The organism is Paraburkholderia antibiotica, from assembly GCF_012927125.1.
Lineage (GTDB): Bacteria > Pseudomonadota > Gammaproteobacteria > Burkholderiales > Burkholderiaceae > Paraburkholderia > Paraburkholderia antibiotica.
Window position 1 is genome coordinate 61,364 of sequence record NZ_JABBFZ010000021.1, and the last position, 22,013, is coordinate 83,376.

17 protein-coding genes and 1 pseudogene are annotated in these 22,013 nt (G+C 63.6%); 11 read left to right on the forward strand and 7 right to left on the reverse strand.

What is annotated here, in order from left to right:
• Positions 1-171 precede the first annotated feature (171 nt).
• Positions 172-711, forward strand: coding sequence for a YbaK/EbsC family protein (locus HHL14_RS26680; protein WP_169500590.1), 540 nt, complete (start codon positions 172-174; stop codon positions 709-711).
• Between the two features lie 143 nt (positions 712-854).
• Positions 855-2,414 carry a methyl-accepting chemotaxis protein gene (locus tag HHL14_RS26685; RefSeq protein ID WP_169500591.1) on the forward strand — a complete coding sequence of 520 codons (1,560 nt, stop codon included), beginning with the start codon at positions 855-857 and terminating at the stop codon, positions 2,412-2,414.
• A 62-nt stretch (positions 2,415-2,476) separates the two neighbouring features.
• Here the strand turns inward: HHL14_RS26685 and HHL14_RS26690 are convergent, their stop codons facing one another.
• The 6 genes from HHL14_RS26690 to HHL14_RS26715 form a co-directional block, all read right to left on the reverse strand.
• Positions 2,477-3,964, reverse strand: a complete 1,488-nt coding sequence (locus HHL14_RS26690; RefSeq protein ID WP_169500592.1) for a SulP family inorganic anion transporter — start codon at positions 3,962-3,964, stop codon at positions 2,477-2,479.
• A 370-nt stretch (positions 3,965-4,334) separates the two neighbouring features.
• On the reverse strand, positions 4,335-4,925 hold the full coding sequence (locus HHL14_RS26695; RefSeq protein WP_169500593.1) for a BPSL1445 family SYLF domain-containing lipoprotein: 591 nt from the start codon (positions 4,923-4,925) through the stop codon (positions 4,335-4,337).
• 390 nt (positions 4,926-5,315) lie between these two features.
• On the reverse strand, positions 5,316-6,704 hold the full coding sequence (locus HHL14_RS26700) for an FAD-binding oxidoreductase (protein ID WP_169500594.1): 1,389 nt from the start codon (positions 6,702-6,704) through the stop codon (positions 5,316-5,318).
• A gap of 1,038 nt (positions 6,705-7,742) precedes the next feature.
• Positions 7,743-9,698 (reverse strand): hypothetical protein, encoded by a 1,956-nt coding sequence (locus HHL14_RS26705; protein ID WP_169500595.1) that lies wholly within the window; start codon positions 9,696-9,698, stop codon positions 7,743-7,745.
• 223 nt (positions 9,699-9,921) lie between these two features.
• Positions 9,922-10,584: a ligase-associated DNA damage response endonuclease PdeM gene (pdeM, locus tag HHL14_RS26710; protein WP_169500596.1), complete on the reverse strand. Its 663-nt coding sequence runs from the start codon at positions 10,582-10,584 to the stop codon at positions 9,922-9,924.
• Entirely contained in the window at positions 10,581-13,229 is a 2,649-nt protein-coding gene (locus tag HHL14_RS26715) for a ligase-associated DNA damage response DEXH box helicase (protein ID WP_206002531.1), read from the reverse strand. The genes pdeM and HHL14_RS26715 overlap by 4 nt, the downstream gene beginning before the upstream one ends.
• Before the next feature lie 221 nt (positions 13,230-13,450).
• Here HHL14_RS26715 and HHL14_RS26720 point away from each other — a divergent pair, with 221 nt between their 5' ends.
• From HHL14_RS26720 to HHL14_RS26730, 3 genes are all read left to right on the forward strand, one after another.
• Positions 13,451-13,801 carry an FKBP-type peptidyl-prolyl cis-trans isomerase gene (locus HHL14_RS26720; RefSeq protein ID WP_230413219.1) on the forward strand — a complete coding sequence of 117 codons (351 nt, stop codon included), beginning with the start codon at positions 13,451-13,453 and terminating at the stop codon, positions 13,799-13,801.
• Between the two features lie 98 nt (positions 13,802-13,899).
• The gene (locus HHL14_RS26725) at positions 13,900-14,361 is read left to right on the forward strand and encodes a DUF488 domain-containing protein (RefSeq protein WP_169500598.1); all 462 of its coding nucleotides are present in this window, start codon (positions 13,900-13,902) and stop codon (positions 14,359-14,361) included.
• Positions 14,362-14,665: 304 nt separating this feature from the next.
• A complete protein-coding gene (locus HHL14_RS26730) occupies positions 14,666-15,739 on the forward strand; it encodes a DUF6765 family protein (protein WP_169500653.1) in 1,074 nt (357 codons plus the stop codon).
• Positions 15,740-15,894: 155 nt separating this feature from the next.
• Here the strand turns inward: HHL14_RS26730 and HHL14_RS26735 are convergent, their stop codons facing one another.
• Positions 15,895-16,143, reverse strand: a complete 249-nt coding sequence (locus HHL14_RS26735; RefSeq protein ID WP_206002537.1) for a hypothetical protein — start codon at positions 16,141-16,143, stop codon at positions 15,895-15,897.
• 395 nt (positions 16,144-16,538) lie between these two features.
• Between HHL14_RS26735 and HHL14_RS26740 the strand changes: the two genes are divergently transcribed.
• From HHL14_RS26740 to HHL14_RS26765, 6 genes and pseudogenes are all read left to right on the forward strand, one after another.
• A complete protein-coding gene (locus HHL14_RS26740) occupies positions 16,539-16,877 on the forward strand; it encodes a hypothetical protein (RefSeq protein ID WP_169500599.1) in 339 nt (112 codons plus the stop codon).
• A gap of 217 nt (positions 16,878-17,094) precedes the next feature.
• Positions 17,095-17,931 carry an H-NS family nucleoid-associated regulatory protein gene (locus tag HHL14_RS26745; protein ID WP_169500600.1) on the forward strand — a complete coding sequence of 279 codons (837 nt, stop codon included), beginning with the start codon at positions 17,095-17,097 and terminating at the stop codon, positions 17,929-17,931.
• A 42-nt stretch (positions 17,932-17,973) separates the two neighbouring features.
• Positions 17,974-18,480 carry a hypothetical protein gene (locus HHL14_RS26750; RefSeq protein WP_169500601.1) on the forward strand — a complete coding sequence of 169 codons (507 nt, stop codon included), beginning with the start codon at positions 17,974-17,976 and terminating at the stop codon, positions 18,478-18,480.
• Positions 18,481-18,720: 240 nt separating this feature from the next.
• Entirely contained in the window at positions 18,721-19,995 is a 1,275-nt protein-coding gene (gene cls, locus HHL14_RS26755) for a cardiolipin synthase (RefSeq protein ID WP_169500602.1), read from the forward strand.
• A gap of 453 nt (positions 19,996-20,448) precedes the next feature.
• Positions 20,449-21,285 (forward strand): annotated as a pseudogene (locus tag HHL14_RS26760) (alpha/beta fold hydrolase); the annotation flags it as partial.
• Positions 21,286-21,437: 152 nt separating this feature from the next.
• Positions 21,438-22,007: a methyltransferase family protein gene (locus HHL14_RS26765; RefSeq protein ID WP_169500604.1), complete on the forward strand. Its 570-nt coding sequence runs from the start codon at positions 21,438-21,440 to the stop codon at positions 22,005-22,007.
• The last annotated feature ends 6 nt before the right edge of the window (positions 22,008-22,013 follow it).

Consider the following 22,013-nt stretch of genomic DNA (forward strand, 5'->3'; position numbering starts at 1 on the left):
CACTATACAAGCTAACCGGCGCGGCCCGCGGCGGGTCGCGCAAGCCGGCGCGCGACACGTCGCACAACCCGCCGCGGGCAGCCGTCGACCGTCGCCGGCGGCGTCCGTGCCGTTAGAATGCAGCGAGTTCTTCCTACCTTCCCATCACCTTCCTGTCGCCTTCTTCCTGCCATGCATTCGCACGAATCCATCCCGCAACTCGACCTCATCGCGCCCGAACAGTGGGGCGCGCATCTGCCCGCGCACGTCATCGAACAATTGCCGGCGCAGGGCATCACGGTCTTTCGCGTCACCGACGACGCGTCCGACACCGCCGCCTTCAGCGAGCGCTACGGCTTCGGCCTCGAAGACTGCGCGAACACCATCGTGATCCGCTACAAGAAGGACGGCGGCGAGCATTACGCGGCGCTGGTGTCGCTCGGCTCGCGGCGGCTCGACATCAACGGCGCGGTGAAGGCCGCGCTCGGCGCGCAGCGGCTGTCGTTCGCGAAACGCGAGGCGGCGGTCGAGCACAGCGGCATGGAGTTCGGCGGCATTACCGCGTTCGGGCTACCGGCCGACTGGCGCATCCTCGTCGACGCCGCGGTGATGGAGCGCGCGCAGATCGTGATGGGCGCGGGCCTGCGCGCGGCCAAGCTGCTGCTCGCGCCGGCGCTGCTGCGGCAATGGCCGCGCTGCGAGATCGCCGCGCTGACGCTGCCGGCGGAGTGACGCGGCGCCCGCCTGCCGACACCCAAAGCTCGTCCTGTCCCTGAAGTTTTCCCTCGTCGCGCCGTTAATCCCTGCAACGACATGAATCGTTTGCGGCCTCCGCCTGCGCGGCGCGCCGCCGACTACTACGAGGGGTATGGAAGATGGAACGGTTTCGCCTGAAGGTGCGGCTGTGGCTCGCGCTCGCGGTGATGTGCATGGGGATTCTGGCGATTGGCCTGTGGGGCGCGTTCAAGTCGCGCGACACGATGATCGCCGATCGCGAGGCCGAGCTGAGAAGCGTGATCAGCGTTGCCTACAGCGTGATCGACCGCTATAACGCGCTCGCCGCGGCCGGCAAGATGCCGCTCGCCGACGCGCAGCGCGCGGCGATGGACGACCTGCGCGCGATGCGCTACGACGGCGCGGGCGGCTACATCGTGATCGAGGACAGCCGCTCGCGGGTGCTGATGCACGGCGTGCGCGCCGAGCTGGTCGGTCAGGACATGACCGGCGTGGTCGATCCGAGCGGCCGCCACGTGTTCCAGGAAGGCTCGGACCTCGCGCAACGCGACGGCGAGGCTGTCGTCCGTTTGCAATTTCCGAAGCCGGGCTCGACGGCCCTCGCGCCGAAGATCAACTACATGCGCTTCTACAAGCCGTGGGCATGGGTGCTCGTTACCGGCGTCTATATCGACGACATCGACGCGGTGTTCTATCGGACTCTCGTGCAATACGTGATCGCGGCGCTGGTGCTGTGCGCGCTGGTGTCGGTCGTGATCGGCGTGATTCTGCGCAGCATCCTGCGCCAACTGGGCGGCGAACCGGCCTACGCGGTGCAGATCGCGTCGCGCATCGCCGACGGCGACCTCGACGTGGTGGTCGAGACGAAGGCCGGCGACGGCACCAGCCTGCTCGCCGCGATGCAACGGATGCAGCAGCGTCTCGCGCAGGCGATCGAGCAGATTCGCGGCGGCGCGACGCTGATTTCGTCGGTATCGAACGAGATCGCCGCCGGCAACTCGGATCTGTCGCGCCGCACCGAGCAGCAGGCGGCCGCGCTCGGCGAGACCGCGTCGAGCATGGAGCAGATCACCGCGACCGTGCGCCAGAACGCCGATAACGCGAAGCAGGCGAGCCAGCTCGCGCACAACGCGTCGGAGACCGCGACGCGTGGCGGCGAAGTGGTCGGCCAGGTGATCGAGACGATGCGCGGCATCTCGCAGTCGTCGCATCGGATCGGCGACATCATCGGCGTGATCGAGGGGATTGCGTTTCAGACCAACATTCTCGCGTTGAACGCGGCGGTCGAGGCGGCGCGCGCGGGCGAGGAAGGCCGCGGCTTCGCGGTGGTCGCGGGCGAAGTGCGCACGCTCGCGCAGCGCAGCGCGGCGGCCGCCAAGGAGATCAAGACGCTGATCGAGGAATCGGCCGCGCAGATTTCGGGCGGCTCGGAATACGTGGGACGCGCCGGCGAAACGATGCAGGAAGTCGTGCAGGCGGTGCGGCGCGTGAACGACATCATGGGCGAGATCAGCGCGGCCTCGGCCGAGCAGAGCTCGGGCATCGAGCAGGTCAATATCGCGGTCGCGAGCATGGATCAGACGACCCAGCAGAACGCGGCGCTGGTGGAAGAGGCGAGCGCCGCGGCCGACGTGCTGAAGGTGCAGACCGGGCAGTTGTCGGCGGCGATCGCGGTGTTTACGTTGCCGGAGCAGCGTTAAAAGCTGGGGTGGGCGCGGTGCGTGATCGGCCTGCACCCGCGCAGTGCCTCACGCGCAGCCCCTCACGCGAAGCCGATCCCCGCACGGCTCAGCAGTTGCCGGTTGCGCTCCGACAGGTTCTTCATCCGCAACTGCTTGCCCGCCTTGCGATAACGCTCGGCGAGTCCCTGCAACGCGGCGAGCGCCGAATGATCGGCGAGCAGCAGATGGCTGCAATCGACGGTCACGCTGTGCGGATCCCGGGCCGGATCGAACAGCTCGTTAAAGCGCGCGGTCGACGCGAAAAACAGCGTACCGCGCGGCACATAGGTTTTGTGATCGTCGCGCTGCTCGGCATGCGCGTGAATTTCGCGCGCATGCTGCCACGCGAAATTGAGCGCGGCGATGACGATGCCGCACATCACCGCGATCGCGAGATCGGCAAACACGGTGATCACGGTGACCGCGACGATCACCAGCGCGTCGTTGCGCGGCACCTTGCCGAGCACGCGCAGCGAGCCCCACGCGAAGGTCTGCTGCGCGACCACGAACATCACGCCGACCAGCGCCGCGAGCGGAATCCGTTCGATCAGCGGCGACAGAAACAGGATGTACAGCAGGATCATCACGCCGCTGACGATTCCCGAAAGTCGCGACCGTCCCCCCGAATTCAGATTGATCATGGTCTGGCCGATCATCGCGCAACCGCCCATCCCGCCGAACAGACCCGATGCGATATTGGCCGCGCCGAGCGCCACGCATTCGCGGTTCGGCTGACCGCGCGTTTCGGTGATCTCGTCGGTCAGGTTGAAGGTCAACAGCGTTTCGAGCAGACCGACGATCGCGATCAGCACCGCATACGGCAGGATGATCTGCAGCGTGTCGAGGTTCCGCGGCACCTCGGGCAGACGCAGCGTCGGCAGATTGCCGGCGATGTGCGCCATGTCGCCGAGCGTGCGCGTCGGCAGATGCAGCAGTTGCGTGAAGATGCCGACGCCGAGAATCGCCACCAGCGCGGGCGGCGCCGCGCGCGTGACGCGCGGCAGCAGATAGACGATCGCCATCGTCAGCGCGACGAGCGCGGCCATCGTCGCGAGTGCGCCGCCGTGCAGCCATTGCTCGCCGTGCGGCGTCGTTTCCTTGAAGTGCGCGAACTGCGCGGTCGCGATCACGATCGCGAGACCGTTGACGAAGCCGAGCATCACCGGATGCGGGACCATACGGATCAGCTTGCCCAGGCGCAGCACGCCGAACAGCACCATCAGCAGGCCGCTCAGGATCACGGTGGCGAGCAGATATTGCGCGCCGTGTTCGACCACAAGCGCGACGATCACCACCGCCATCGAGCCGGCCGCGCCGGAAATCATTCCGGGCCGCCCGCCGAACAGCGCGGTGATCGTGCAGATGAAGAACGCGCCATACAGGCCCATCAATGGATTCAGATGCGCGACCAGCGCGAACGCGATGCACTCGGGCACCAGCGCAAACGACGAGGTCAGGCCGGCGAGCACGTTGCTGCGGATGCCGGCAAGCCACGTGGGCCGGGCGGAAGCGGGACTAGCGGTGTTCATGTTTACGGGATGGGCGCGCGAGCGCGATGCGGGCGGTGCGCGCGAGTGCGGAGGGTTTTACCTCGCGGCGCGCGTTGCACCAAAGAAACGTCCGCTGGACGCGGACGGTTTGCGAAAGGCGCGGATTTTACAGCAGGACTGTGAATGGCGCCGGCGACGTGGGTGGGCGTTGCGCGGTGGAGGCGACGCGTGTGCGTGTGTGGGGAGCAGTGTGGTACCTGAGCGGGCAGTGCGGTGTGGAGCGGTACCGGAGCGATGCAGTGCGCTGCCGCGCGGTGCCGCTGCGCTGCACGCGCCGCTCCGGCAGGCGGGCGCGCCGCGAAGGCACGGCCACGCCGCCCCGTGCGAGCGCCGCTTCCCGCGCGACGACTCAGATGATGAGCCGCGACACCTTCGTCCCTTCGAGCGAGACGCCGGCCATCAGGCCGCCGTTGGTGAGCACGAAAGCCTGCACCGGGCTGGTGGCGGTCGATGTATCGACCGCGCCGTTCGCGCCGACCTTCAGCACCGCGACCGTCGCATTGGCGCCGACGGCCCAGCCCTGGCTGTGCAGGAATTCGTCGAGCGCTTCCTGGGTCATGAACAGGAACACCAGTGCCTTCGACTGCGCGCCGATCTGCAATCCGAACGATCCTGCGAGTGTGCTGTAGTAGCCGACCGTGCGGCCGCCGACGCGCAGTGCCCCCTCGCCATACTGTCCGCCGACCCAGAAGCCGGCTGCGATCACCGACGGGAACACCAGCACGCCGCGCGCTTTGGCGACCAGGTCGCGCGAGCCGTCGACGTTTTCGTACAGACGCGCGAGCGTCGAGTCGATGCCTGCGTTGATCGTGTCGCGTTTGCCGGCGTTGGCCGCCGGCGACGCGCCCGAGGACGGCGAAGTCGTCGTGCAACCGGTGAGGCTCAGGCCCGCGACGGCCAATGCAGTGCTGCCGGTCGTGATGAACTGTCGTCTGCGCATGAGTCGTTTTCCTTTGCGTTTCCAACGCGTTTTGATCGTTATTGGAGTGTGCGGCGTTGTCGCCCGCCTCTGTTTGTGCACATTTGCGTGCCGGAGGTTCCGCACGTGCCGGGATTGCCGCGTTGCGGGTGAGGTGCCGCGACGCTCGTGGGGCAAGAGCGTCGGCAATGAGATAGCAGGTTGTGTGCCCATCGACGTGCTGCCTTGGGGAGCGGCGTGTCGATGGGCGGGCGAGGTGAGGTGGGCGGGCGCTTGTGGGCAAAGTGACGTGGGCAGGGGCGTGAGCGTGAGCCTGTTGCGGCTGGCGCACCGTGGTGTCGTGATGCCGTCGTGCCGAATAGGGTGGTTTGTCCGTCGCCCGTTTTATAGCTCAGTCTGCCCGCTGTGCCGCTAAACCGTCGGCCGGATGTTCTGGTTGTGATGGAACAGGTTACGCGGATCGTAGCGGTTCTTCACGGCGACGAGCCGTTCATAGTTCGGCCCGTACGCCTCGCCGATGCGGCCGCCTTCCTCCTGGGTCATGAAGTTCACGTACACGCTGCCGAGCGCGAAGGGCTTCGCGGCATCGAAGAAGTTGCGTGCCCACGCGATGCAGCGTTCGTCGTCGCGCGCATCGTCCCAGCGGCCGTGCACGTTCATCGCGTAGAGCGTGTCGCGGCTCGAATAGGCGGTTGCATCGACCGGCGCGCGCTGCGTCTCGCCGCCGATCAGCCCGAAGAAAATCTCGCATTGCGGCGATGGCAACGTGTCGATCGCGTGGATCAGCGCGTCGATCAGACCGTCGTCGATCGCGGCGAGATTGTGCGACTTCCAGTAGTTGCGCGCGCCCGGCGTGAGCAGCGGATCGAACGCCTGTTGCCACATTTCGTACGGCATCGGGCCGAGATGTTCGCCGAGCGGCGAGCCGAAACCGCGCACCGCTTCCACCGCCGCCGCGCCGTTTTCGAGCGGCCCGTTGTAGCACATCGCGAACACCAGCACCGGCTTGCCGTGCACCTCGGGCGGCAGGAACGGCAGCGGCGGCGCGAGCCGCGCGACGGCCCACACCGCCAGCTCTTGCGGCATGCCCGGTGTCGCCGCGCGATATTTGACGAGCGCGTCTTTCGCGTCGGCGAGCGGCAGCACGACGAGGCCGCCGTAGACGAGCGGGCCGACCTCGTGCAGCGCGAACTCGAATTGCGTGACGACGCCGAAATTGCCGCCGCCGCCGCGGATCGCCCAGAACAGGTCGTCGTTCTGATCGGCGCTCGCGTGAAGCAGTTCGCCGTCGGCGGTGACGACGTCGGCGGCGAGCAGGTTGTCGATCGTCATGCCGTAACGGCGGCTGAGCCAGCCGAAGCCGCCGCCGAGCGTGAGACCCGCGACGCCCGTCGTCGAGTTGATGCCGAGCGGCGTCGCGAGTCCGAACGCCTGCGCTTCATGATCGAAATCGTGCAGTGTCGCGCCCGGCTCGACGTACGCGCGACGAGCTTGCGGATCGATGCGCACGGATTTCAGCGCCGACAGATCGAGCACCAGTCCGTCGTCGCACAGCGCGCTACCGCCGATGTTGTGGCCGCCGCCGCGAACCGCGAGCGGCAGGCCGTTGTCGCGCGCGAAGGCGATGCCGTGGCGTACGTCGGCGACGCCCGCGCAACGCAGAATCATCGCGGGGGAGCGGTCGATCATCGCATTCCAGATGCTGCGCGCGGTGTCGAAGTCCGGCGTGTCGGGCAATAGAAGCTGGCCGCGCAGGCCGGATTTGAATTCGTCGATCGCGCTGCTGGAGACAGTAACCATGATGTACCTCGTCGGAGAGGAGAGCACGCCCGCCAGACGGTAATCAGCAGACCAGAATAAACGGCGGACGCTGCATGAAAGCAGTTTGAGAGCCTGGACTGCGTCCAGTAAACGGGGCGATGCGCCGAAGTCAAACAAAGGTATACCCGCGCCTACCGACGATCGGGCGCGACGGCGCGTGCGGCAGGCCTGCGCGGGCGGCCGGTGCGATGAGATCGGCTGCGCGGCGCCGGATGGTGGAAATGCTTCGGGAAAAGCTGGCGCGATCAAGTGTTGGTTGTGTGCCGCGCTGGTGGTTGCGTCGCGACACTTTGCGGGCGATGCGCGTGTACGGCGCGCTTTTCCGTGGTGCGCTTTTCGCGGGGTACTTTTTTCTGCCGGCTGTGTTGCGGTTGTGTTGCGCATGCAACTGCGCATCTGGCGAGGCTGGCGTGTGTGGGTTAGCGCACACCGTACGAGCGATTTTTTACGGGGCGAATGCGATGTGCGGGCTCGTGGCGATTCACGCGCGCGATGCGATGTTTTTGTGAAGAGTGTCTGTGGGATTACGCTCATTCGGCGTTTCGCATTTTCCTTTTTATGTGCGGATAGTCACATGAATAAAACGGCTGATTGATAAGAAACTCGCTTTAATGCGAGAAAACCATGATGAATTTATTTTTATCTGATTGGGGTGCGGCGAGCGTAATGAATCGAATTAAATGTCTGAAGAAATGATTTATCTGCTTTTTCCGCCGATATATCGATGAATGATGCCGGATCGGCCACGGCAGCCGTTCTCCCGGGCGTTCCGGCGCTACTGCATTGCGTGGTCTAGCGCACGGTAACCCGAATGCGGCACGAATAACTTCAGTGTCCATCAAGCTTCGCTGTGCCGTTCCATTGACGATGTCCGCGCACAGTCAGCCGATTCTCTCGAAATACGCTAAATCGGACCGGGGATTTTCCGCGAGAGAGGGGTTTAGTGCGACCGGGGGTAATGCGCACGAAACGAAACCGGCTGGGCTTTGAATTTTCGTTTTCCCAGTAAGCGGAGATTCACTCGTTATTTGGACCGGTCGTTGCAGACGGAATAATTAGGAGAGAGAAATGAAAAAGCAAAGCGGGGACGCGTGGCGGTTGGGGACACGGCGCGCGGCGTTGGCGGTCGCGGTCAGTCTTTATGCGGCGATGGCGGGCGCGCAGACCAATGCAGGGGACGCGGGCGGCGAGGCCGCCAATTCTGGCGCGATGGTTGTTGCGCAGGCGCGCGGTGGGTGTCCGTCGGGCGGAGGGCCCGGCTGCACTTCGCAGGGCGGCGGACTGCTGGCGGCTGGCGGCGCGGGCGTCGCGTCGGCGCTGGGATCGACCTCGCAGGCGGGTAGCGGGACGTCGTCGCCGGGCGCGGGCAGCGGCAATAACGCGAGCAACGGTAATAGCTCGGCGAATTCCGGCTCGGGCGGATTGGGGTCGGGTAGTACTGGGAATAACAACGGTAACGGCGCCGGCAACGGTGGCGGCGACGGGCCTGGAAATGGCGGCACCGGTGGCGGCACTGGTCCCGGCGGCGGCGATAACGGTGGTGGCGATAACGGCGGTGATGGTGGCGATGGCGGTGATGGTGGGCATGGCCACGGACATGGTCATGGACATGGCCACGGCCACGGCGGTGACGGTGATGGCGGTCACGGTGACGGTGACGGTGGTCATGGTCACAGTGGCGACGGCGATGGCGGTCACGGAGATGGCGGCCACGGTCACAGTGGTGACGGTGATGGCGGCCATGGCGACGGCGGTCATGGTCACAGTGGCGACGGTGATGGCGGTCACGGTGACGGTGGTCATGGTCACAGTGGCGACGGCGATGGCGGTCACGGAGATGGTGGCCATGGCCACAGCGGCGACGGCGATGGCGGTCACGGTGACGGTGGTCATGGCCATAGTGGCGACGGCGATGGCGGCCACGGCGACGGCGGTCACGGCCACAGCGGCGATGGCGGTCACGGCGACGGAGGCCATGGCCACAGTGGCGACGGTGACGGCGGTCACGGCGATGGAGGCCGTGGTCACAGTGGCGACGGCGATGGTGGTCACGGCGACGGAGGCCACGGCCACAGCGGCCACAGCGGCGATGGCGACGGTGGTCACGGTGACAGCGGTCATGGCCATAGCGGTAATGGCGATGGCGGTCATGGAAGCAGCGGTGGCCCGGCTAACGGAGGCCATGGTGGTGATGGCGGTGCCGGTAATGGTGGCAAAGGCGGCGGCCAGGGTAACGGCGGTTCCGGTAACGGAGGCCACGGTGGCGACGGCGGTGCTGGTAATGGCGGCAACGGCAACGGCAACGGCGGCGGCCAAGGCAATGGCGGTTCCGGCAACGGAGGCCATGGCGGCAGTGGCGGCGCTGGAAACGGCGGCAATAGTGGAAACGGCGGCGGCCAGGGCAGCGGCGGTTCCGGCAACGGAGGCCACGGCGGTGGTGGCGGTGCTGGAAACGGCGGCAGCGGTGGCGGCCAGGGCGGCGGTTCCGGCAATGGAGGCCATGGCGGCGGTGGCGGTGCTGGAAACGGTGGCAACGGCGGCGGTCAGGGCGGCGGTTCCGGCAACGGAGGCCATGGCGGTGGTGGCGGTGCTGGAAACGGCGGCAATGGCGGTGGCCAAGGCAATGGCGGTTCCGGCAACGGCGGCCAAGGTGGCGGGGGCGCTGGCAATGGCGGCAACGGCGGCGGTCAGGGCAGCGGCGGTTCCGGCAACGGAGGCCATGGCGGCGGTGGCGGCGCCGGAAACGGCGGCAACGGCGGCGGTCAGGGCAGCGGTGGCTCCGGCAACGGAGGCCATGGCGGTGGCGGCGGCGCTGGAAACGGCGGCAACGGCGGCGGTCAGGGCAATGGCGGTTCCGGCAACGGAGGCCAAGGCGGTGGCGGCGGTGCTGGCAACGGTGGCAACGGCGGAGGCCAAGGCAACGGCGGTTCCGGCCACGGTGGCCACGGCGGTGGCTCCGGCAACGGTGGCCATGGCGGCGGCAACCACTGATCGATGGCGCAAGCCCCGCGCAACACGAGGCTTTCCACGAGTGCGGAGGCCGGCGCCAACCGGCCTCCGCACCACCCGTCATCGAGCGTTGCGGCAAACAGCCTGCGGTCTCGGCCACATCGAAGTCAAAGCCAGGTCAACCGAGACCTCGCGAAGTAAAAGCACACCGAAACAGACCACAAAGTGGACGGCTCCGCCCGTCCACTTACCCCTTCAGTTCGATCACCTTCTCCTGCACCACCAGAAAAACGCGTTCCCCCGCGATCCGTCCTGTCTCCCTCGCGCCCCCGGTAAAACTCCCGAATGCCGGCAGCACCCCGCAGTCGCTCCCGAAACGGAAACACGGTACCCGCACCGAATCGGTCCGCGTCGCGATCCGGTAGACCGGATGCACATGCCCGGCGAGCACATACGCGTGCTCGATCGCGCGCGGGTGATGGCACAGTGCCCACGGTCCGAGCCGCCATGGCTCGCGTACGGACTCGACGTCCAACGTGCTCGGCAACGCGCCCGCATGCCGGTCGTGATTGCCTTCGACGAGCACCACGCGCAATGACGGATGCCGTGCGCGCCACGCGTGCAACGCATCGAGCGTGAGCGTCGACAGCGATTCGCGTGCGTGCAGCAGATCGCCTAGAAACACCAGCATCGCCGGCTCGAACTGCGCAATCAGGCTATCGATACGCCGCAGATTGTCCGCGGTCGATCCCGCCGGCACCGGAATGCCGCGCGCGCGAAACACCGCGTCCTTGCCGAAATGCGCGTCGGCGATAAAGAGCGCGCGCATCACCGGATCGAAGCTCGCGCGCAAGCTCGACAGCACGAGCATGTGTCCGGCAAGGGCGATCGCGAGCGACGTCGGCCTCATCGTTGCGCCGCGTTTTCGAGTTCGGCGAGCATCCGCTCGACGCGATCCGCGAGCTTCTCGGTACTCACTTTTTCGCGCAGGCGTCCGACGATCAACGGAAAAGCAAACGGCGTCGGTTTCTTCGGACGCGTGAGTACCACGCGGCTCGCATTCATTCGTTCGAGTGCGAGACGGATGCGTTGCACGTCGAGTTCCTGCAGCAGTACTTCGGTATCGGCCTGGTCGAGCAGCAGATTGCCGCGATCGTGCTGACGAAAAATCTCGTAGAAAAGCCCGCTCGATGCCTGCAATTGCCGCGCGCTTTTCTGCTGTCCCGGATGCGCCTGAAATACGAGTCCCGACACGCGCGCAATCTCGCGAAAACGCCGCAACGAGAGTTCCGACGAATTGAGGCTCGCGAGAATGTCGTGATCGAGTTCAGCGGGCGAGAGCAGACCGTTGCGCAATTGCGCGTCCCAATCGAATGCCTGTGCGCACAGCAATTCGAAACCGTAGTCGTTCATCGAAATCGAAAACGTGCCGGGATTGTCGCGCGCGACGCGCCACGCGAGTAGCGCGCCGAGACCGATATGCGCGGTGCGCCCCGCGAATGGATAACAGAACAGATGATGCCCTTCGCGCGACTTCAGCAATTCGATCACGAGTACGCCAGGCTCGGGTAATGCCGACCACTTCTTCTGCAATTCGAGCAACGGGCGCACCGCGCGCATTTCGGGTTCGTCGTAGACGCCGCGGGCGGCGCGCGCGAGCATCGTCAGCGTGGCGTCGGCGAGCTCGGACGACAACGGCATGCGGCTGCCGGCCCATTGCGGCATCGCGCCTCGCGACGAACGCGCGCGTCGCACCCACGCGGTCATGTCTTGCACGCGAATCAGTTCGAGCGCGCGACCGCCGAACGTGAATACGTCGCCCGGTTTGAGCCGTGAAATAAACGATTCTTCGATTGCACCGATTCGCCCGCCCGACAGATACGCGACGTTCAGCGTGCCGTTCGCGACGATCGTGCCGATGTTGTTGCGATGCCGGCGCGCGAGATCGTCGCGCGGCACGCGATAAACCCCATCCTCGTCGCGGGCGACGCGGTGGTAGTCGGGATACGCGCGCAGTGTCGCGCCGCCGCCTTCGACAAAACCGAGCGCCCAGTCGAACTCCGTCTGCGTCAGATGCCGATATGCGTAGGTATGCAGAACTTCTTCATATAGTTCGCGCGCGTCGAAGCCGCCGCCGATCGCCACGGTGACGAGATGCTGAACCAGCACGTCGAACGGCTTCTCCGGCGTATCGCGGCTTTCGATCTGCCGTCGTTCGACTGCCTCGCGCGCGGCCGCCGCTTCGATCAGTTCGAGCGCGTGCGTCGGCACGATCGTCACGCGCGACGGCAAGCCGGGTGCGTGTCCGGAGCGGCCCGCGCGCTGCATCAAACGCGCGACGCCCTTCGGCGAACCGATCTGGAAGATGCGTTCCACCGGCAGAAAGTCGACGCCAAGATCGAGACTCGACGTACACACCGCGACTTTCAGTGCACCGTTTTTCAGCCCGCGTTCGACCCATTCGCGCACGGTTTGATCGAGCGAGCCGTGATGCAGCGCAATCAGTCCGGCCCATTCAGGGCGCGCGTCGAGCAGCGCCTGATACCACACCTCGCATTGCGAGCGCGTGTTGGTGAACACGAGCGAGGTACGCGCGGTGTCGATTGCACTCGCGACCGCATCGACCTGGCGCATGCCCATATGACCGCCCCATGGGAAGCGCTCAATCGTCTCGGGAATGAGCGTGTCGACGATCAGCTTCTTCGGAAGCGCGCCGTGTACGCTGACGCGCGGTGTCGTGACCGACGCGAGCAGCACGTCGACCGCGAACGACAGATTGCCGAGCGTCGCCGACAGGCCCCACACCTGCAAGCCGGGTCGCCAATGCGTGAGTCGCGCGAGCGCGAGTTGCGTCTGCGTGCCGCGCTTGTTGCCGAGCAGTTCATGCCATTCGTCGACGATCACGAGCCGTACATGCGACAGCACCTCGCGCGCATCGGCGCGCGTGAGGATCAGCGTGAGGCTCTCGGGCGTCGTGACGAGTGCCGACGGCATGCGCCGGTTCTGGCGCTCGCGTTCGGCCGACGAGGTATCGCCGGTGCGCAGTCCGACGCTCCACGGCATCGCGAGTTCGACCGCCGAGCTTTGCAAGGCGCTGGCGGTGTCGGCGGCGAGCGCGCGCATCGGCGTGATCCACAGCACGGTCAACGGCGCCGGCTGTTTGCGTGACGCCGCCGCTTCGTTCGCGAACGTGGCCAGCGCGCCGAACCACACCGCCCAGGTTTTGCCCGCGCCGGTGCTCGCATGCAGCAGACCGCTCGCGCCCTCTGCGATGTCGCGCCAGACTTCCCGCTGGAATTCGAAGGCCTGCCAGTTGCGCCGCGCGAACCATGCGTCGAGTTTGTCGGCGAACGGACGACGCGTGGCCGGTTCGTCCGGCGCGTAGGACGGAAACGGCAGCGGTTCGAACGCGGGTTCGCGGGCATCGAGCCGCGCCTGTTGCGCGCGGCTGCGCGGGATGCGCCGGTGCCGCGGCGCGCGGCGATGCTCGCCGGTGCCGGCGGGCGTGGCGGAGGATGCAGCGATGGGGTCGTCGGAATCGGCCGGCTCGGTCATCGAAAGCGCTCTGCTGGCAATGGCATGGGATTCACGCGCCGGCGAAGCGCTCGCCGGGATCTACATGTGGACCGCGAAACCGTGACGGTGGTTCAGCGCAGCCGTCAATCGCTAACCCCGGCCGACATCCTCCGCTACAATGAGCCGACTCACCCCACTGGAGATTCGCTTTGAAATCACTCGTTGCTCTGCTGGCTGCAACCGTTCTGTCCTCGACCGCGATGGCCGCTGCGCCGACCACGGAAAAACTGCCGTCCGGTGTCGTCGTCGAACATCTGACGCAAGGCACGGGCCTGCAACCGGTCGCAACCGACGTCGTGAAGGTCAACTACCGCGGCACGCTGCCGAACGGTACCGAATTCGATAGCTCGGCAAAGCATGGCGGCCCGGCGACGTTCCCGCTCAATCGCGTGATTCCGTGCTGGACGCAAGGCGTGCAGAAGATGAAAGTCGGCGGTAAGGCGCGGCTCACGTGCCCGGCGGCGACCGCTTACGGCGATCGCGGCGTCGGTCCGATTCCGCCGAATACGGATCTGACCTTCGAAGTCGAACTGGTCGACATCGTCAAGTAAGCGTGCACCGCATGCGCTGACATTCAGGCCTCGCTCCGGCAATCGCAGCGAGGCCTGCTGTTTTTAGGGGCGCCGAATTGCCCGTGAAAGGACACTCGATGAAACGCGACAAGACCCCGGTGCAGGTGGCGAGCATCGGCTTTACCGGCAAGACCGCACAGAAGTTCTTCGATTCGATCAAAGACGCCGGCGTACGCACGGTGCTCGACATTCGCCTCAATAACACGTCGCAACTTGCCGGCTTCGCGAAGAAACAGGATCTGCCGTACTTTCTCGAACATCTGTGCGGCGCGACCTACGTCGAAATGCCGGAACTGGCTCCCGAGCCAGATCTGTTCAAGCGCTATCAGAGCAAGGAATTGAGCTGGGAGAACTTTCGCACCGAGTATTTCGAGCTGATTGCGCGGCGCCGGGTGGAAAGCAATCTGGATATCGCGCTATTTGAATCCGGTTGCCTGCTTTGCAGCGAACATTTACCACATCATTGTCACCGGATGTTTGCGCTCGAGTACCTGAATCAGCACTGGAATAAGCGTCTTTCCATTACGCATCTGACCTGACTGAAACGGGTGTGGCCGGCTCGTGGCGGCGCATGCGTCGCCTGGTCGGCGTTTTCGTATTTCTGCGATTATTGTCCGAAAAGCGGACGACGTTGCGCCGGATAGCTTCGTTCTTCACTCGGTATCCCAAACAGTCGAGTGGCGCAAACCGTTGAAAAAACTCGCTGGAAACGCGTCTTTTTTCAAGTTGCGGGTGGTTTGCCCGTCTACTATCTACTCACGCGCAGCTCGCCGTATCGTCCTGTCCCGTCTTGTCGCCGGCAACCGCCGGCTGTCTTTCTGCGCGCGCTTAGGAGCGCCAGCCATGAATATCGACTTTCACTACGGCGTGGTCTATATCGCCGCGCGGGTCGGCGGCATGACGGCCGGCGATGCGCGGATCGTCGCGCATGCCTGCCAATATGTCGACGACGCCACGACGAACGGGATATTGCGTTTCAAAGGCGGCGAGACGTTCGAGCGTTTTGCCACTGCGCACAAGTTATTCGATTACGCCAATACCGAGAACGACCAGAATCGTCTGGTCTGGACGCCATTTCATTTTCTGCCGGCCGGAGAGGGGATAACCCTGGAAGAAAAAGCGATTTGCCGGCCGGATAGCGAAGTCGCGCGAGAAGTCGTGCGGCGCGCGATCCGGCAGCGCGATTCGGAGACCGGCTTGCACCGACTCGGCGTGACGCTTCATACGTATGTCGATACCTGGGCGCATCAGGGATTCGCGGGAATCGAAAGTCCGTGGAATCGCGTTCATCTTCTCGAAGCGCAGGATTGCACGCGCAAAGGCTGGATCGCGAATCTCGAGCGCGCGGTCGGACATCTGATCGAGCATGTGGAAGAAGACATTCTGACGATCGCGCTGCCGGTCGGCCACGGCGCCGCCTTGCATTATCCCGACCAGCCGTGGGCGCGCTGGCATTACATCGACGGCCGCAACAACTTTATCTCGCGACACAATTTGCCGGATTTCGTGCAGGCCGCCGAGATGGCGTGCCGCGCGGTGCGCGGCTATCTGGCGGGGCGGGAGGACTTCGACACGCAGCCCGGCATGCCGGACGACGTCAAGGATGCATTGACCCGGCTGCTCGATACGAGCCGGAACCCGGACGATAACCTGCGTTTGCGGACAGTCTGCGAATGGGTAAAAGGCGGCCGTATTCCGGGTTTGAAAGAAGCGGTGCCCGGTTATATCGCCAAAGGCCGAGATTCGTGGAAATACCAGGCCACCGGTTTACTGTGCGACGACGACACCGGGGACAGACCGGAGTGGACCCATGCGTTCGAGAAAAGCGACTACCGTCTCTTTCACGACGCGGTCAAGCAGCACCGCTTCGTCACGACTCAGGAGATCTTGCCTGCTCGTGGATTGCGGATAGCGTGAACGAAGCGTGAGTGAGGCATGAATGAGGCGAATGAGGCATGAGCGAGGCGTGAATGAGCGCAGCTGCGCGTATCGCTGCGCAAGCATGCCTCGACCTTCCTGTTGGGTCGCCGCCCCACGAGAATTCGCGGCGGCGGCCCCATCCGCCTGACTATTTATTGCATTCCGACCTGCTGATGCTGGGCGACGTGCGCCGCTGCCTGTTCTTCGGCGTGCTTTTTGGCCATATGCCTGCCGACGATACAGCCGCCGACCGCGCCGGCCACCGCGTGATGTCCCGCATAGTGCCCGGCGACGCCACCTACCACCGCGCCTTTCAGGCAACCGGCCGCATGCGCGGTGCCGGCCATGGTCAGAGAGATTGCCGCCGCCGCGAGGGCAGCCCGAATATAACCAGCTTTCATTGCAAGTACCGTATTGTTGAATGGATCGAACATGGCGTTTCCACGCCTCTTTTCAATAGGCCGCCGAATAGCGCTCGCTGCGCGACGGCTTTCTATCGGCCGGACTGAGGCAGCCGGACACCGCTCGAAGTGTAGAAGGATGGGCGCGACTCAGGCGCAACCGCTACTGCAAGATTGGTAACCGTAGGTTACGGTCCGCGACAGCCGCATTGACAATTTTCCTTGCGCCGTTTTAGTGGATTTCGAATCCGCTGTCCGATTGCCGGATGCAAAAAAGCGTCGCTTTTAAATAAAAATGAACTACTCTCCTTTGAATATTTGAAAGCTTGCCTATAGTAGAAGCGGTTATTGCCATCAAGCACAGCAATGGCCTTCCTGTCGACGGGGAAACACACATGGCAACACCCAATTCTGGGATTTATCCGACCCGGACTTGTACGCCGGAGTCGTTGCGCACCCTCGCGAGCTTTCTTGAATTGGCGCTCGACGAGGGAAAAAGCGTGGTCGTGATGCGCATCGGCAAGCAATTGCGCAGCGTCTATGTGGGAAATCCATCCGGCGCTTTGGAGGATTTGACGGATTCCGGTGTGGTCGACGCTTTTCAGGCTGATGAAATGCTGATGCTCACCTGTCTGGGAATCAACCGGATTACGGCGGACGGTCAACACTACCGCTTTATACGAAGTGTCAGATACATTGCCGATCGGCAGGTCGTCGTTTTTACACCCATTTGAGCGAAGGGAACTGAAGCGGAGAAGAGGAATCAGGAGGAAGGTAAAAGGAAGGAGGATAGGGCGAGTCCCGCGCAGTGTCTGAAAGCTTTTATTAACGCCGTGTGACTAAGCACCGCATCCATGTCTATCGAAGTACTGAAGGTTTGGATAGGTTGAGACTGCCTTTCTTCCGTTATTCATGGCATAGTTCGACGATTACCACATAAGGAGCAATCAGATGCCCACGTTAGAGCAAATCCAAGCAAAGCTTAAGAAGCTCCAGCAACAAGCTGACGTTCTCATTGCCAGAAAAGCACAGACCGCAGTCGATCAGATTCGCGAATTGATGCTCAAGCATGGTCTCACCACAGCCGATATCGAAGCACAGGCAAAGGCACGCCGTACCGCGCGCGGTCTGAATGGCGTCACGGGCCGCGGTCGTGGCCGACCCGCCGGCGTGACCAAAGCCGCCAAAGCGGCAACGCCGGCGAAGTATCGCGACCCGAAGACGGGCGCGACGTGGACCGGTCACGGCCGCGCACCGGGCTGGATTGCCAACGTCAAGGATCGCACGTCGTTTCTCGTCGACGGCGCGAGCGAAATGAAATCCGCGGCGGCGCCCGCAAAGCGCGGTAAAGGTCAGCCGAAAGGCGCGCAGCCGCCGAAGTACATCAATCCGAAAACCGGCGCAACCTGGAGCGGTCGCGGTCCGGCACCGGCATGGCTCGCCACGGTCAAGGATCGCAGCAAATTCCTGATCGATGGCGCAGCGGCTCCGGCATCGACCAAGGCGGCGGCTAAAACCGGCAAAGCGAAAGCGACCGCCGCAAAAAAAGCGGTAGCCAAAAAGGCAACGCGCAAGACGGCGGCAAAAAAGGCGGTTGCTAAAAAGGCCGTCGCCAAAAAGGCGACGCCGGCTAGCAGAAAAGCCGCGGTGAAGAAAACCGCCGGCCGCAAGAGCGCGGTGAAGACCGCCGCGAAGGCACCGGCACGCAAGGCCGCGGCAAAGAGCGCCGCTGCACCTGCGGCTCCGGCGGCAGCGCAAACGTCGGCGGTGCAGGCTAGCGCGGCGTAATGACAGCCAATAGCAACGGATGGCAGCGGAGTCGTGAAGTAGATGGTTAGCACCTTCGATGCATCCCAGCAGGAAGACCAGGTCGTCCTGCTGGACTCTGTTCCTCAACCGGCCACCGATGCCGCCGAACCGTTCATTGTCGCGAGCGATCGCCGCGTGATTCTGACTTATCCGATCGCGGAATCGGACTTTGAGCGTTTCGGGCCTTTCGATCCCGACGACGATCCTTTTTGCGCGGTGCTATTTGCCGACGCCGGTTTTCATCGGCTCGGTCCGCCCGGCGACGCGGATCTTTCCGTTCATCCGCTCGCCGGGCAGGGTCTGTGTAGCTACGCCGTGCATGAGGTCGTCAATTCGTCGCTGTGCGCGGAGCTAGCGGCGGTGGCGAATGACGACGCGTCGATGGCCACAGCGCCACTCGTGCGGCGTCATTTCGTCATCACGTTTCAGGCGTCGACGTTCGAATGCGTGGCGTCGGACTACACGGTAATCGGCGTATTCGGCGCGGGCGAAATTGCGAGTCGCGAGGCATTTGCGTTGGTCAGATAACGCCCGTGACTAGCAAAAGCCGCGTGAAAAACCGCAGCATCCGGTCGCGATGAATCCCGACCGGGCTGCGAAAGAATTAGAAAGACACGCCGCAATAGCAAACCCTCTAGCAAGACGCGGTCCCGTCACGGGCACGCGTCGTGCGTACTGTGGCTAAAACGAAATTCGGGTACGAATGTGGGCACGTCCGCCGAGCGCGGGACATGTCGATAGGCTCGCCGCCCGGCATCGAGGCCACGCATGCTGACTATTGTTCTGACCGCGTTTATAACGCTCGTGATCGTTCTCGTGATCGCCAATCTGTCGAGCGGCGAGAAGAAGATCGAACACAAGATCGAGCGTCTTTATCAAAGTGACGATCCGCAATTCCTGCGCTCGATGGGATTGCTACTCGGTCCGCCGGTGATGGCGGGCAATCGCTTCGACATGCTGCTCAACGGCGATCGCATTTTCCCGTCGATGCTCGAGGGCATTCGCGCGGCGCGTCAAACCATCACGTTTGAAACGTTCATTTACTGGTCTGGAGAAATCGGCGAACAGATTGCCCACGCACTCGCCGATAAGGCGCGCGAGGGCGTCGCCGTGCATATTCTGCTCGACTGGGTCGGCTCGTCGAAAATGGACCGACGCTATCTGGACCTGCTGCGCGACGCCGGCGCGGAAGTGGTCAAGTATCACAAGCCGCATTGGACCGGTCTCGGCCGCATGAACGATCGCACGCACCGCAAGCTCCTCGTGATCGACGGGCGTATCGGCTTTACCGGCGGCGTTGGCATTGCGCCGGAATGGACCGGCAATGCGCAGGACGAAAAGCATTGGCGCGATACCCATTTTCGCGTCACGGGTCCGGTGGTCGGCCATATGCAGGCCGTGTTCATGGATAACTGGATCAAGGCGACTGGCAATGTGCTGCATGGTCCCGCGTACTTTCCGCCTATCGATGCCGAAGCGAAAGGAGAAGGCGAGGGTCTCGCGCATATGTTCAGCAGCTCGCCGTCGGGCGGCAGCGACGATATGCAATTGATGTATCTGATGGCGATCACCGCGGCCACGCACAGCCTGCATCTCGCGAGTGCCTATTTCGTGCCCGACAAGCTGACCATCAATGCGATCGTCGAAGCCGCGAAGCGTGGCGTAAAAGTCCAGATCATCACGCCGGGCAAACGCATCGACACGCACACGGTGCGCGAGGCATCGCGCGCATGCTGGGGAGATCTGCTTAAAGCGGGGGTCGAGATCTACGAATATCAGCCGACGATGTTCCACTGCAAATTGCTGGTGGTCGACGAATACCTGGTTTCGGTCGGCTCGACCAACTTCGATAGCCGCTCGTTCAAACTCAACGACGAAGCGAACCTGAACATCTACGACCGCGACTTCGCGAAGCAACAGACCGCCGTGTTCGCCGACGACATCGCCAGATCGAAGCGCATCACGCTCGGCACATGGACGCATCGTTCGCCGACAGAGAAGCTCCTCGAAAAGTTCGTGCGGCTACTAGACACGCAGCTTTGAAGCCGTAAAATGGCGCCCTTGACGTCAGCCGATTGCATTACGCATGCATTGGATTTCATAAGAAATCCGTTAGAAAATTATTTATAAAAATAATTTGGCTGACGTATATTGACATCTGGTGTTCATGCATTTTCGTCAGACTGTCGTGCTGAAATATGCGTATTGTTTATTCAGTCGATCCTTCAGAAAGATTCGGTAAGTTAATATAAAGACATTACAACGAGGCATCGCAAGCACGGTTCTGGGGCATAACCTCATGGGTTACGCATATCGAGCCGATACGCATCATACGAGTGATGCGCTTCGATGTCGTAGCGGTCGTCGCGGATCGGATTTGCCTCGCGCAGGCAGATCGTATGGGCCTGATTCGCGGTAGTACGGCCGCATGGCGTCCGTTTGCGCGGGCGCGGTATCGGTACGCATTTGCGTTGCGCAAGTGCAAGCGAATACGCCATGCCCATCGAAAAACTCGTTGTTCCGCTTCCCGCGGGCCTGAAAGTCTACGTTGAACGCCACGTATTCAACCCGGCTTTCGAAAGCGTCATTCTGATCAATGGGGCGCTGGCTACAACCGCGTCATTCGGTCAGACCATCAAATATCTCGGTGAACGCTATAACGCGATCTGCTTCGATTTGCCTTACGCCGGGCAATCTAAGTCGCATAATAAATCCGGCTTCATTCTGACTAAAGACGATGAAGTCGACATTCTGCTGTATTTAATCGGCTTATTCGAGCCGGCCTTCCTGCTGTCGGTGTCGTGGGGCGGGGTGGCGTCGCTGCTTGCGCTGTCGCGGGCGCGTACGAGCGTGCGCCGCGCGGTGATCGCGTCGTTCTCGCCGCGCCTGAACGCGGCGATGACGGCCTACGTGAGCTCCGCGCGCGACTATATCGGTGCCGGCGAGAACCTGAAAGCCGCGCAATTGCTGAACGATACGGTCGGCAAGCATCTGCCGCGCATCATGAAGCTATACAACTTCCGTTATCTGGCGACGCTGCCGCGCGAAGAGCAGGAGCAGGTGGCGTTTCACGTCGAGCAGATTCTGGCGATCCGCCCGGAGGATTATCTGCACGAGTTTCGCAACATCGCGTGCGGGCTGAAGTTCCTCAACGGCGAGCGCGACGAATACACGACGCCGGCCGACGTCCGCTCGCTCGCCGCGCATCTGCAGGACGCGGAGTTTTCGACGATCGGCGAGGCAGGCCATTTCCTCGATCTCGAAGGCAAGGCCGCGCTGCGTCAGGTCCGCGCGCAAATCCTCGATTACTTCGGACCCGCGTCGGCGCAAGCGGGCAATCGCGCGCTCGACTGTTTCGACGCGCTCGCCACCCGCTCACCCATTCTGCCGAAGCAAGCCGCGGCCGACGCCGCCGCCAGCGCGAACGTGTCGAATGCCGCGCTGCAAGCCGCCGCCGATTACTCTTTCCAACAGGTCGAACTACCGTGAATATCGCTCAGAGCCTCGCCATCGTCGTGCCATGGACTGTCTGGCTGCTGTACTGGATCGCGACCTCCAAACAGGTCAAGGCGATCGCGCGCAAGGAAGCGTCGTTTTCGCGCACGATCCAGTCGATTCCGCTGATCGTCGGTGGTGCGTTGATCGTCCTGCCCGAGTTCGCCGCCAGCGCATGGCGTTTCGATGCGCAGTCGCTCGGCGCGCTGCAGTGGGGTGGCTTCGCGGTCCTGCTCGCGGGTCTGGGCTTTTCCGTGTGGGCCAGACTGCATCTCGGCACCAACTGGAGCGTGTCGGTGACGCTGAAGGAAGGGCATGAACTGGTGCGCAGCGGACCTTACGGACTGGTTCGCCATCCTATCTATACCGGTTGCCTGCTCGCGTTGCTCGGCGCGGTGCTGATCGGCGCGCAATGGCGCGGCGCGGTCGGCCTCGTGCTGATCTTCGCGTCGCTCGCGTACAAGGTGCGGGTGGAAGAAAGCTGGTTGAGCGGCTATTTCGGCGGCGCTTACGCGCAGTATCGCCGCGATGTCGCCGCGCTGATTCCGGGGCTCTTCTGAGCGCGG